10 protein-coding genes are annotated in these 11,243 nt (G+C 64.0%); 7 read left to right on the forward strand and 3 right to left on the reverse strand.

Annotated elements, in window-relative coordinates; translation table 11 throughout:
• Positions 1 to 74 precede the first annotated feature (74 nt).
• The 5 genes from SPR01S_RS10380 (at position 75) to SPR01S_RS10400 (ending at position 6,316) form a co-directional block, all read left to right on the forward strand.
• Positions 75 to 2,702, forward strand: a complete 2,628-nt coding sequence (locus SPR01S_RS10380) for a TonB-dependent receptor plug domain-containing protein (RefSeq protein WP_084251092.1) — start codon at positions 75 to 77, stop codon at positions 2,700 to 2,702.
• A 162-nt stretch (positions 2,703 to 2,864) separates the two neighbouring features.
• Positions 2,865 to 4,376, forward strand: a complete 1,512-nt coding sequence (locus SPR01S_RS10385; protein ID WP_066589042.1) for a sensor histidine kinase — start codon at positions 2,865 to 2,867, stop codon at positions 4,374 to 4,376.
• Positions 4,373 to 4,819, forward strand: a complete 447-nt coding sequence (locus SPR01S_RS10390) for a response regulator (RefSeq protein ID WP_066589044.1) — start codon at positions 4,373 to 4,375, stop codon at positions 4,817 to 4,819. Before SPR01S_RS10385 ends, SPR01S_RS10390 begins: the two co-directional genes overlap by 4 nt.
• Positions 4,819 to 5,856 carry a sensor histidine kinase gene (locus SPR01S_RS10395; RefSeq protein ID WP_066589047.1) on the forward strand — a complete coding sequence of 346 codons (1,038 nt, stop codon included), beginning with the start codon at positions 4,819 to 4,821 and terminating at the stop codon, positions 5,854 to 5,856. The genes SPR01S_RS10390 and SPR01S_RS10395 overlap by 1 nt, the downstream gene beginning before the upstream one ends.
• 85 nt (positions 5,857 to 5,941) lie before the next feature.
• Positions 5,942 to 6,316 (forward strand): group III truncated hemoglobin, encoded by a 375-nt coding sequence (locus SPR01S_RS10400; protein WP_066589050.1) that lies wholly within the window; start codon positions 5,942 to 5,944, stop codon positions 6,314 to 6,316.
• A 51-nt stretch (positions 6,317 to 6,367) separates the two neighbouring features.
• On the opposite strand, the gene SPR01S_RS10405 is transcribed toward SPR01S_RS10400, so the two are convergent.
• The 3 genes from SPR01S_RS10405 to SPR01S_RS10415 all read right to left on the reverse strand — a co-directional run bounded on the left by SPR01S_RS10405 (position 6,368) and on the right by SPR01S_RS10415 (position 9,309).
• Positions 6,368 to 6,682, reverse strand: coding sequence for an EthD family reductase (locus tag SPR01S_RS10405; protein ID WP_066589052.1), 315 nt, complete (start codon positions 6,680 to 6,682; stop codon positions 6,368 to 6,370).
• Between the two features lie 176 nt (positions 6,683 to 6,858).
• Positions 6,859 to 7,062, reverse strand: coding sequence for a hypothetical protein (locus tag SPR01S_RS10410; RefSeq protein WP_066589053.1), 204 nt, complete (start codon positions 7,060 to 7,062; stop codon positions 6,859 to 6,861).
• 363 nt (positions 7,063 to 7,425) lie between these two features.
• The gene (locus SPR01S_RS10415) at positions 7,426 to 9,309 is read right to left on the reverse strand and encodes a hypothetical protein (protein ID WP_066589056.1); all 1,884 of its coding nucleotides are present in this window, start codon (positions 9,307 to 9,309) and stop codon (positions 7,426 to 7,428) included.
• A gap of 559 nt (positions 9,310 to 9,868) precedes the next feature.
• On the opposite strand from SPR01S_RS10415, the gene rplJ reads away from it, so the two are divergent.
• Both rplJ and rplL read left to right on the forward strand, forming a co-directional pair.
• Positions 9,869 to 10,384, forward strand: a complete 516-nt coding sequence (rplJ, locus tag SPR01S_RS10420) for a 50S ribosomal protein L10 (RefSeq protein WP_066589060.1) — start codon at positions 9,869 to 9,871, stop codon at positions 10,382 to 10,384.
• A 109-nt stretch (positions 10,385 to 10,493) separates the two neighbouring features.
• Positions 10,494 to 10,871 carry a 50S ribosomal protein L7/L12 gene (gene rplL, locus SPR01S_RS10425; RefSeq protein WP_066589066.1) on the forward strand — a complete coding sequence of 126 codons (378 nt, stop codon included), beginning with the start codon at positions 10,494 to 10,496 and terminating at the stop codon, positions 10,869 to 10,871.
• Positions 10,872 to 11,243 lie beyond the last annotated feature (372 nt).

Genomic DNA, 11,243 nt, shown 5'->3' on the forward strand with positions numbered 1-11,243 from the left:
CGTCCACCGGCGCTTCGCGAACGGCACTGAGCGGGAGGGGGGTCTGAAGGCTTTCTGTTGAAAGGGGCCTTCGAATGAAAAGATCGGTATCTATTGCGGCACTTGCACTCGGCACTTTGTGGGCGGCGAGCGCACAGGCCAAGACGGCTGACAGCACCGCCGACAAAGGCGCTGACAAGGCGGAGACCGCGGCGCCCGCTGCCACGCCGGGCGATCCCCAGGCAACCGTACTTCCCGCAGCGTCGGTCGCGATTGACCAGGCCAGCGATGAGATCATCGTCACCGGCACCCGCGTCGTCGGCACCACGGCGGCGGAAAGCTCCGCCCCGATCAAGGTCCTGGATGCGGCGACCCTGAGCCGCGTCGGTCAGCCCAATCTCAACCAGGTGCTGACCCAGCTCGTCCCGTCGTTCAACGCCCAGGCGTTCGGCGGCGACACCGCGAACCTGACGCTGTCGGCGCGGCTTCGCGGGCTCAGCCCGAACCACACATTGGTCCTGGTCAACGGCAAGCGGCGGCATGGCACCGCCAACCTCGCCGTCCTCGGCGGACCCTATCAGGGAGCAGCGGCGCCAGACCTCGACCTCATCACCCCCGCATCGGTCAAGCGCATCGAAGTGCTCGAACAGGGCGCGGCGGCGCAATATGGATCCGATGCGATTGCCGGCGTCATCAACATCATCCTGAAGGACGATACGAGCGGCGGCGAGGCGACCGCCACTGGCGGCTCCTATTACGATACCGGCGGCGAGACCTGGGCCGGCAGCTTCACCATGGGCACGAAGATCGGGGAGAACGGGTTCATCGATCTCACCTTCTTCCACCGCTTCCATGCTTTCAGCCAGGTCGGCGGCCTCGATCGCCGCGTGACCGATGACAAAGGCGTGCTGCGCACCAACCTCTCAGCGGCGCAACAGGCGCTCTATGCCGGCATTCCCGGCTTCCCTTACGTCAATCGGATCAACGGCGACGCGCGCTCGCACCTCACCAACCTGCAATACAATGCCGGCTACGATTTCGGCGACGTTCAGCTCTACAGCTTCGGCAGCTATTCGAAGCGGATCGCCTCCGCGTACGAGAATCTGCGCGTGCCCGATCGCATCATCGCCTCGCCGGTGCTCGGCGTCGGCGGAACGCTCGGCGCGCCTGGCTCGATCGTCTATGATCCCGATGGCGACACGCCGCCCAACGGCTTCAACCCGCGCGAAGGCATTCGCGAGGACGATTATTCGGTGACCGGCGGCGCCAAGGGCGACATCGGCGGTTTCCGATGGGATCTGAGCCTGACCTATGGCCAGGACAAGAACCTGATCTACACGCTCGATTCGGCCAATCGATCGCTGTTCATCGATACCCATTTCACCCCGACCGACTTTTACGACGGCCTGTTCAAGGCAACCGAATGGACCGCGAACGCGGACTTTTCGAAAGAGGTCGATCTCGGCCTCGCACAGCCGCTCAATATCGCCTTTGGCGGCGAATATCGGAAGAACATCTACGAGATCGGATCGGGCGATCCGGCGTCGATCTACAAGGAAGGCGGGCAATCCTATCCCGGCTTCCGCCCCTCCGACGCGGGCAAGCATAGCCGGCACAATTGGGCCGGCTATCTCGATCTGTCGATCGAGCCGGTCGACGGACTGAAGCTCGACGGCGCGCTGCGTTACGAGAATTATTCCGATTTCGGATCGACCTGGACCTGGAAAGCGACGGGCCGCTACGATTTCAGCCCGGCGGTGGCGATCCGCGGCACGGTCTCGACCGGCTTCCGCGCACCGACTTTGGCCGAAAGCTATTATTCGGCGACCAACGTTTCGCCGTCCTCGGCCTTCGTCCAGCTTCCCGCCAACTCGGCCGCGGCCAAATTGCTCGGCTTCAGCAACCTCAAACCTGAAAAATCGACCAATTACAGCCTGGGCTTCGTGTTCCGACCGGCGCCCAAATTGACGATCACGCTCGACGCCTATCAGGTGAAGATCCGCGACCGCATTCTGGGCACCGGGTCGATCTTCGGCAGCGGCGGCGCGGTCAATTTCCCGGTGGTGACACAAGCGATCGTCGCCAACGGCAACGTCCTCGACCCGACGGTGAGCCAGACCGGCATCAACATCTTCACCAACGGCGCCGACACACGGACCCGCGGCGTCGACCTGGTGCTGACCTATTTCAGCGACTTCGGCGATGCCGGCAAAGTCGATTGGACGATTTCGGGCACCTATAACGAAACCAAGGCGACCAAGATCGAGCTCGCGCCGGCCCAGCTCACGCCGCCGGGCGGTACCATGCCAATCGCATTGTTCGACAAGACGGCGATCGCCAATCTGGAAACGGCATCGCCCAAGGTGAAGATCGTCGGGTCGGCCGCCTACAAATTGGGCGCCTTCGCCTCGACCTTGCGCGGCACGCTGTTCGGCAAGAGCACGGCCTATGCGTCGCCCGATGGCGGTACCTATTACAAGCAGGACATCGGCACCGCGTTCATCGTCGATCTCGATGCCAGCTACACCATTGCCCATACGGTGACGCTGACGGTCGGCGCCAACAACCTGTTCAACAAGAAGCCACCGACGGTCGCTTTGGTCCCCGGCACGACCAGCTTCACTTTGGTCAATGGCGGCAACGTCATCGACGCGCCGCTGACCTTCTCGCCTTACGGCATCAACGGCGGCTATTATTACGGCAAGGTCTCGATCAAGTTCTGACGCGATGGCGAGCCACCCGGGGCACCGGGCGGCTCGTCACCTTAGCCATGGGTAAGCGGGTCAAGCTCGCGAATGGAATGCCGCCAAATCCGTCGCCCATATTGAGCGAAGTTAAGACAGCTTTTGTAGCGTTTCGCTTCGTCAACAATTAGACGACACCCGATGTCCGGTGTGTTGGCTCAGCGTATCAAATCTCCCGAAGGGCATGCACGTCGATTCCTCGTCGTCTGCATGGTCATCGGTTTCGCCGGCCTGGCGCTGATCGGGATCGCGGCGGCATTGCTGACCGCGCGCACCAGCGAACATACCCAATGGGTCAACCATAGCTATCAGGTCGAAGTTTCGATCGGCCGGCTGCAGGCCCTGATCGAGCAGGCCGAGACCACACGGCGGGGCTATGTTCTTACCGGCCATACCAGCTATGCCGACAATGCGCGGGCGACCGCAGCCAGGATCGGGCCGGCGATCGAGGCGGTCGCGGCACTGACCGCCGACAATTCGCGCCAGACCGCGCGGATCGCGGGCCTGAGGGAGCAGCTCGCCGCGATCGCCGCCGAACAGGACAAGACCATCGCGCTCACCCGCGCCGGCCGCCGCGACGAGGCGGTCGCGTCGTTCGCGGCGGAAACCGGGTTTCGCCGGATGCGCGCGGTACGCGGCCTGCTGGCGGCGATGCTCGCCGACGAGCGTTCGCTGCTTGCTGCCCGCGATGCTGCGCAACAGAGCGGGCTGCAAACCTTCTGGATCGTCCTGGTCGCCTCGGGCGTGCTGATCGTCGCGGTCGCGGCGGTGAGTTTGGCAGCGATCACGCGCTATACGCGCGACCTGACGACGGCGCGCGATCGGCTGCAATTGCTCAACACCGATCTGGAGGGCGCGGTGGCCGAGCGGACCGCCGACCTCTCACGCGCCAATGAGGAAATCCAGCGCTTCGCCTATATCGTCAGCCACGATCTGCGCAGTCCGCTCGTCAACGTCATGGGCTTCACCAGCGAGCTCGATGCCGCGCGCCAGTCGCTCGCCGATCTGGTGGACGCTGCCGAGCAGACCTCCCCCGAAATCGTGACCGACGAAGCGCGTCTGGCCGCGCGAGAGGATTTGCCCGAAGCGATCGGCTTCATCCGCACCTCGACGCAAAAGATGGACAGGCTGATCAACGCGATCCTCAAGCTGTCGCGTGAGGGCCGGCGCGTGATGACGCCGGAAAAGCTGCCGCTTGACGAGATCGCGGCGGGCGTGCGCGATTCGCTCAGCCATCTCGCCAGCGACCGCGGCGCCGAGATCATCGTCGACTCGCCCTTGCCCGAACTGATCAGCGACCGCCTCGCGATCGAGCAGATCCTGTCCAACCTGGTCGAGAATGCGGTCAAATATCTGTCCCCCGATCGCCCCGGCCGCATCGTCATCAGCGGACAGCGCACGCGCGACCGCGTGATGGTCGAGGTCAGCGACAATGGCCGCGGGATCGCGGCCGCCGATCATTCGCGGATTTTCGATCTCTTCCGGCGCTCCGGGACGCAGGACCAGCCGGGCGAAGGCATCGGCCTCGCGCATGTCCGCGCCCTCGCCTATCGCCTGGGCGGCACAATCGACGTGACATCCACTTTCGGCGAGGGCAGCATTTTCCGCCTCTCTTTGCCCTTCTCTCTCCCTGACGCAGGAACGACCGCATGAACGAGCATCGCAGTGTCTCCATCATCATGATCGAGGATGATGAGGGCCATGCCCGGCTGATCGAAAAGAATATCCGCCGCGCCGGTATCCTCAACGACATCAAGCATTTCACCGACGGTACGAGCGCGCTCGATTATCTGTTCAAACATGCCGACGGTCCCGCGCTGAACGGGCCGGCGCTGGTGCTGCTCGACCTCAACCTGCCCGACATGTCGGGCACGGACATCCTGACGAAGATCAAGGCCGAGGATTCGCCGGTCAAGCGCACGCCGGTCGTCGTGCTGACGACGACCGACGACAAGATCGAGATCCAGCGGTGCTACGACCTGGGCTGCAACGTCTACATCACCAAGCCCGTCAATTATGAGAGCTTCGCCCAGGCCATCCGTCAGCTCGGCCTGTTCCTGTCGGTGATCCAGGTGCCGGACGCGATCGTCGACTGATGCCCCATAATTTGCGCCGCCTTCTCTATATCGACGACGATGCCGGCCTGCGCGCGCTCGCGACGCGCGCGCTGACCCGGCGCGGCTTCGACGTGACCTGCGCCGATAGCGGCGAAGCGGGGATCGCGCTCGCCAGGTACGAACATTTCGACCTCGTCGCCGTCGACCATTACATGCCCGGGATGGATGGGCTGGCGACGCTGGTGCAGCTGCGCGCGCTCGAAAACCCGCCGCCCGTCGTCTACGTCACCGGATCGGAAGAAGGCCCCGTCGCGGTCGCCGCGCTGAAGGCGGGCGCCGCCGATTATGTCGTGAAGACGGTCGGCGCCGACTTTTTCGACCTGCTCGCCGCCGCGCTCGACCACGTCCGCGAACATAGCGCGCTGGAGCGCGACAAAAGGCTCGCCGAGGAGCGTTTGCGCGCCAGCAACGCCCGGCTCGAGGCCTTGCTGGGAGAGGTCAATCACCGCGTCGCCAATTCGCTGCAATTGGTCAACGCGATGATCCGCCTGCAAGCCAATGCGCTCGACAATGAAGAGGCGCGGCAGGCGCTGGCCGATACCGAACGGCGGATCGAGGCAATCGCCCAGGTCCATCGCCGACTCTACACGTCCGACGATGTCGAGGGCGTCGACATGGAGGATTATCTCAAGGCGCTGGTCGATGAACTTGGCGAGGCCTGGTCGAGCGACGAGCCGCGGCGCGCGCTGCGGCTGGAAGTCGACCCGATGCGCCTGCCACCCGACAGCGCCGTGTCGCTGGGCGTCATCGTCAACGAGCTCGTCTCGAACGCGTTCAAATATGCCTATGGCCCGACCGTCCCCGGCGAAGTGCGTATCTCGCTGAAGCAGGACGGCGATACCTATATGCTCGCGGTCGAGGATGACGGCGTCGGCATGGACCCGACGCCGCGCACGCGCGGATCGGGCCTCGGCAGCCGGCTGATCAAGGCGATGGCGCAGAGCCTGCGCGGATCGATCCAGTACGACACGAGCGGCCAGGGGGTTCGCGCGGTCCTGCGCGGCGCGATGGCCTAAGCCTGATGGTGCCGCTCATCGCGCGCGCCGGCCTTACGTACTGAAACGTATTCGCAATTCGGCGCGGCTTTCTTATTTCCAGGCCATGCAGATCACCGAAGGCGATATCGCGAAGCTCGTTCCCGCTTTCTATGCGCGCGTACGCGACGATGCGGTGCTCGGGCCGATCTTCAACGGCGCGATCGAGGATTGGCCGCATCACCTCGCCAAGCTCCAGGCGTTCTGGTCTTCCGTGCTGCTGACCAGCGGCCGCTACAAGGGCCAGCCGATGGTCGCCCATGTTCGCCACGAGCCGCATATGACGCAGGACAATTTCGCGCGCTGGCTCGCCTTGTGGCGCCAGACGAGCGCCGAGCTGCTCGCACCCGAGGCGGCCGCCGCGTTCCAGGAAAAGGCCGATCGCATCGCCGAAAGCCTGCAACTGGGCGTGCAATTCTACCGGGATCGCAACGCCGCCTGATCGGGGCGCCCAAGGAAAGGTCGACCGCCGAGCCTGAGGCGCCGAAGCCCCCTACCCCTCAACCACTTCGCTGATCTGCACGATGGGCGCGATGTCCGTATAGTTGGCGACGTCCGCGACGATCTCCGCGCGGTGGGGACCGAACGCAGCCTGGAATGCCCCAAGGGTCGGCGCGTAGATGTGACACGCCGCAACGAACTTCGGCGCGCTTCCGGGTTCGCCACCCGCAAGGCCCTTTTCGATCTCATAGCGCAGGCAGGCGTCGCCGAGCCGTTCCTGGATCAGCGGCATGTGACGCGTGCGGTAATAATCGTGATCGAACTTCGAGCCGTCATCGGCCGGATAATAGACGCTCATCTTGATCATCGTCGGGCTCCTGCCTGAACGCCTCTCCGAGCGTCCGAGGGGCCTCTCTAACTCGCCGATACGTAAAAGCGCATCCAGACTTTGGCTGAAGCGGGCGGCGGCGGCATGCCCGGGAGTATCCCCCAATGGCGAGATGGTCCCTTGCAGCTACCGCCGCCGGCTTATGAGTGCGCGATCTAGCGGAAGCGGCGCTCCGCCCGCCGCTTGCGTAGCGCACGGCCGAACTCGGCGATGCGGCTCACCAGCAAGCGAGCGCGGGGAAAGACCTTGCGGTCCACTGCGTAAAAATCCGGATCGGACGCGACGAACCTGAAACCGCCGGGCACGCGAACCGCGATCCCGACCACACGTCTTTCTGCTTCGACCACGAAACGGTCCATGATGCACCTCCTCGATGCGCGCGCGTTCGCGGCCCGTGGGCCGTCGCAAACGCCGCTTCTGTTCAGGGAGCCGGCTCAGTCGCCGGCGCGAGGGGGGCCCTAGGTCAGGCGCCTAAAAGGCCGCGCGCCCGCCCAGGGCGGGGAGGCGCTCGGTGCTGCTGCCCGGATGCACTTCGATAGGTTGAAGGGAGGGGGTTGGGGACATGGTAGGGATTTGGGGCTTCGGGAGCGTGGGTACAAGGCGTGGTGCCGCGCGCGTCTCCGCGCGTGATGAGCGCGGGGGAGTTTGGTGCATTTAACAAACCATCACCGTAACCCGCGGTCGAGATCTTCTGGCGTTTGTTCAATAGCGCACAACATGCATTAACCTTCGGCATGCTTCAGACGCTTTGGCCTGATAGCATTGAATGCGGCCACCTGCGCCTTGAGAACCTGGTTTTCGATCTTTAGCTTGCGGTTCTCGGCTTCGACTCGACCTGCGCGAAGCGCAGTCAGCGCCAACCCCACGTCGTGCGCCGCGCCGCCTAGAACGGTGATCTCGTCAGGCCGATACAGAGCGCCGCCGCCTTTTAGATCCATCAGCACCAGGCCCGATAGCGCGCCATGATCCAGCATTGGAAGCGCCAGCACGCCGGGCAAGTTACCGCGAGTTTCGCCAAGATCCAGGGGCTGGCCTTCGGCGCGCATCAGAGCATAGACGGCATCGTCGCCAGGTAAAGTAAGCGGGCTACTGTCCCACGATCCTGCGACCCGCCGAAAGGAATTGTCGCGCGAGCCGGTATCGCGCCAATAGAGCGCGACGGGAATGTCCCCTGCGAAGCGGGATAGTTCGTTCGTAAATGCGGCGGCGAGGATCGCTTCGTCATCAAAATGCGTGGCCGTGGCGACAAACCGGCGCAAGGCCTCTTCGTTCCGGCGCCACTTCCGAAAAAACACGTCTTCGACGCGGTGTTCGACGGCATCGTGTACGCGGTGAAATGCCAGATAGACCAGTACCGCCGCGGCGGCATCTATCCACGCGCTGACCTTCACCCATTCTTCGGGCAAGAGATGCTCGATGCCCCATTCGATCAGGCCGAAGCTGGCCAGCAGGATCGCGCTGACCGAGCCATAAACGATCGTGCGGTTGATCGCGAAACCCAGGTCGATCACGCGGTGGCGCAGTACGGCATAAGCAAGCGAAAGCGGGATCAGCAGATTGATGATGAGGAGCAAGCCAATCCTGAACAGGATTCCTTCGGTCGCACTGCCTGGTATGTCCAGCAAACCGGCGGTGACGAAGAACAATCCATTGAAAATCTGCGCGATGGTGACGACGAGGATGGTGCCGAACCGGGCACGGTCGGCGGCGCTCGCGTCGCGGCGCCCTCGCCAGGACCAATAGATGCCCTGAAAATTCAGCGCGAAGAGCAGCAGCCAGAACAGCGCCGCGCCATCGCCAACCACCGGATAGCTGGCATCCGACACGTCGCACCACAAGCGCAACAGGATCATGCCCGTCCACAGGGCGGCGATGACGCCCAGTGCGATCGTCCAGCGACGGGAGGGCGAGCGGACGCGTTCGGCGTAAAGCGCGGCGGGCAGCAACAGCAGGCCGAGGCCGCTGAGCGCTATGACATGGTTGGCGACCTGCAACAGGATCGTCGTCGCTGGCTCGGTCACCCAGATCGGAACGACGTTCTCATGGCTATAGCCAAGCAGGCCGAGGCTGAGCGCCAGCGCCGTCAGGCTGCCCCATCCCCGCACGAGGACGAGCACACCCAGCGCCAACGCCAACCATTGGCCGATCGAGTAGATGATTTCGTCGACCCGATCCTGCAGCGGGAGTTCGCTAAAAGATGTTGGTTGAGCAGCGAGGGTAACGGGGTGCGCGGCAAGGACGCTTTGATCCCCCAAGCCCAGCACGATCAAGCCTACGTTTCTACCGGCGGCAAGGTCCGCAGTCGCCTCGTGGGGATGAGCAAACCGGATCCGCGTCCCCGGCGTCAATCCCGCCTTTGCGGCCGCGCCGCCCGGGGCCACGCTGGCCACTCGCTCCCAGCCAGCTTGCCCTACGATCTTTTCCGATGCGAAACCGAGCGTGCCATAGGCGCTTGCGCCAAAGACACCGAATTCGCGCAGCCGTTCGGTGTTGCTTTGCACGCTCAGCAAAACCCCGGCCATCGCAAAAATCGCGATTGCGATACCGTGCCAGCCCGTGAACAAGGCGTCGAACCGGCCCTTGCTGCTGCCTTCGACTTGCCCCATTTGATCGACCTTGTTGTTCGCCCGAACATACGGGCCCGTTCCGGGTAAGTAACGAAGTTTTTCGCGGCGATTTCGAGCCGGGGACGTGTGTTGCAAACGGCATACCGGTTACCGGACAGACGTCTTGGGTGTAGCTGGCGCGCAGTTTGAAGGTACTGGCGCTCGGCGAGGTTCGCTTTGGGTCAACTCCATCGGCCATTTTGGGGCGCAAAGCAGCCGCCTAACGGCCCGGCGACCGGCGAGCTCTCCCCCCAAAAATTGACTTCCCCCAAAATCCCCGTATAGGCGCGCCTTCGCAGGCGGGCTTTGGCCCTCCCCTGCGTTACCGTCCGAGACAGCAGGTGCAGGGTATTCGCCCCGCTTAATGTCCTGCCTAGACGGGGAATGGAATTTGCCCGCCGTGCGGTTTGCCGCGCGTATGGGACTGCCGCTCTCCATGAAGACAGCGGCCGGCGCCATGCCCCATCGACGGAGAATTGGCCATGCGGGTCCGCCCGCAGGGTCGCTTTGAACCGGGCCGTTCGCCGTCAGGCGTGCGGTCCAAAACGTGGAGAATGGCATGGATCGTGGTCAAAAGGCCGCAGCCGTCGCCGAGCTCAAGCAGACCTTCTCCGAGGTCGGCGTGGTGGTCGTCACCCGCAACCTCGGCCTGACCGTCGCCCAGTCGACGCAGCTCAGGACGAAGATGCGTGAGGCCGGTGCCAGCTATAAGGTCTCGAAGAACAAGCTTGCCAAGATCGCGCTGGATGGCACCGACTATCTCTCGCTGGGCGATATGCTCACGGGTCCGGTCGGTCTAGCCACTTCCATCGACCCGGTCGCCGCCGCCAAGGTGGTGGTCGACTTCGCCAAGACGACCGACAAGCTCGAGATCGTTGGTGGCGCGATGGGCGCGACGGCTCTCAACGTCGAAGGCGTGAAGGCTCTGGCCACACTGCCGTCGCTGGATGAACTGCGTGCGAAGATCGTCGGCCTGATTCAGGCTCCGGCGCAGAAGCTCGCCAGCATCACCCAGGCGCCGGCCGGCCAGCTGGCTCGCGTGTTTGGCGCCTATGGGGCCAAGGAAGCCGCTTGACGATTTTGGTCGTCACCCCGGCGCAGGTCGGGGTCGCCGGCCGCAAACGTACACTTGTTGAGAACGGCCCCGGCCTCCGCCGGGGCGACGTAAATTTTGGAGAATGTAAATGGCAGACCTGAACGCGCTGGTTGACCAGCTGAGCGAACTGACCGTGCTCGAGGCCGCTGAGCTCTCGAAGATGCTCGAAGAGAAGTGGGGCGTTTCCGCCGCCGCCGCGGTTGCGGTTGCGGCTCCGGGTGGTGGCGGTGCCGCTGCTCCGGCCGAAGAAGCGAAGACCGAATTCGACGTCGTCCTGACCGGCGACGGCGGCAAGAAGATCAACGTCATCAAGGAGGTCCGCGCGATCACCGGTCTCGGCCTGACCGAGGCGAAGACGCTGGTCGAGTCGGCTCCGAAGGCCGTCAAGGAAGGCGTCAGCAAGGACGAAGCCGAGAAGATCAAGAAGCAGCTTGAAGAAGCCGGCGCGACCGTCGAGCTGAAGTAAGCCGCGATTGGGGAGACGGGCCGTTCCGGCCCGCACCCCCGCAAGGCCGGCCGGCGTGGCCATTGGCCACGTCGGACGTCACGGGATTTACTCTCGTGACGGCCAGCAGAACGAAAGGGCGACCCCAGCAATGGGGCCGCCCTTTTCTTTTTCATCAAGCCCCTCCCCTTCAGGGGAGGGGTTGGGGGTGGGGGAGTGCGGCAGGCAACATTGCTTGTGGAGAGCCCCCACCCCAACCCCTCCCCTGAAGGGGAGGGGCTTATCGCCGCTCGTCGGCCAGCGGATATATCGTCATGCCGGGCTCGTCCCGGCATCCACCGTGCAGCGTAACCAAAGGCCGATGGGAGCGTGACGCCGTGGATGCCGGGACGA

Origin of the sequence: Sphingomonas pruni NBRC 15498 (genome assembly GCF_001598455.1) — a bacterium.
Lineage (GTDB): Bacteria > Pseudomonadota > Alphaproteobacteria > Sphingomonadales > Sphingomonadaceae > Sphingomonas > Sphingomonas pruni.